The sequence below is a fragment of the Streptomyces sp. NPDC058239 genome (genome assembly GCF_042882185.1).
Lineage (GTDB): Bacteria > Actinomycetota > Actinomycetes > Streptomycetales > Streptomycetaceae > Streptomyces.
In genome coordinates, this window is sequence record NZ_JBHVWS010000146.1 from 1 (window position 1) to 1559 (window position 1559).

The 1559-nt window shown below is 65.7% G+C and carries 1 protein-coding gene; it reads right to left on the reverse strand.

Features of this window, described 5'->3' with window-relative positions:
* A partial coding sequence (locus tag ACFVYE_RS47270; protein WP_389609780.1) for an amino acid adenylation domain-containing protein occupies positions 1 to 1559 on the reverse strand: 1559 nt, incomplete at both ends.

The following is a 1559-nucleotide window of genomic DNA, read 5'->3' on the forward strand; positions in this document are numbered from 1 at the left end:
TCCGACGCGTACGTGGGGGCCGGCAGGGCCCGCCGGTCCAGCTTCCCGTTCGGCGTCAACGGCAGAGCGTCCAGCACCACGAATGCCGAGGGCACCATGTAGTCCGGCAGGCTACGGCGAACGTGGTTGCGCAATTCGACGGTGACAGCGGTCGACGGCAGGTCATCCGTGGGGGCATCGGCCGTGGGTACGACGTAGGCGACGAGCCGCTTGTCTCCAGGCATGTCCTCCCGCACCACGACCGCGGCCCGGGCCACCTGTCCATGCCCCGCCAGGACCGCCTCGACCTCACCCGGCTCGATACGGAAACCCCGCACCTTCACCTGAGCGTCAGCACGCCCCACGAACTCCAGAACACCATCCGCAGTCCACCGCACCACATCCCCGGTCCGATACATCCGCGACCCGGACACCGTAGTAAACGGATCCGCAACAAACCGCTCAGCCGTCAAACCCGCACGGCCCAAATACCCCCGCGCAAGACCAGCCCCCGCCACATACAACTCACCCGCAACACCCACCGCCACCGGCGACAAACCCGCATCCAGCACATACACCCGCGTGTTCCACACCGGACGCCCCACCGGCACCGACACACCACCAGCCCGACACTCCCACAACGTCACATCAACCGTCGTCTCCGTCGGACCGAACGAGTTGAACACCCGACGCCCCACAACCCAACGATCAACCAACCCCGCAGAAGACGCCTCACCAGCCAACACCAACGTCAGACCCTCAGGAAGACCACCCTCCCCCAACACATCCAACACCGCCGGCGGCAACGTCGCATGCGTCACCCCATGCCGCACCACAAACCGCGACAACGGATCACCCGCAACCCGCTCCTCCAACGACGGCACCACCAACACCGCCCCCGACAACAACGCCATCCAGACTTCCCAGACCGACGTATCAAAACTCACCGACGCAAACTGAAGAACCCGGGAACCCAACCCCACACCCAGACCCTCAACCTGCGTCCCCGACAAACTCCCCACACCCACATGCGAAACCACCACACCCTTCGGCCACCCCGTCGAACCCGACGTATAAATCACATACGCCGCATGAACAGGAACCACCGACGACAAACGGTCATGGTCGGACAGGTCGTCATCGCGCTGATCGGCTACGGCACGCAGGACCTCGGGCTCGTCGAGCAGAACACGGCGGGCAGTGCCCTCCTGAACCAGGAGGCCGGCGGTGGCCGTGTCCGTCAGGACGAGGACGGGGGCTGCGTCGGCCAGCATGTACGCGATCCGGTCCGCGGGATACTCCGGATCCACCGGCACGTACGCCGCGCCGCTCTTCAATACCGCGAGCAACGCGACGAACAGGTCGGCCGAACGCGGCAGAGCAACCGCCACCAACCGCTCCGGACCCGCACCACACGCCACCAGATACCGGGCCAGACGATTCGCCCGACCATTCAACTCCGCGTAAGTGAGCTCAACACCACCACTCACCAAGGCAAGGGCGTCCGGAGTCCGCGCCACCTGCGCCTCGAACAGCTCCGGCAGCGTCGCATCCGGAACCTCCCGAGCCGTGTCGTTCCA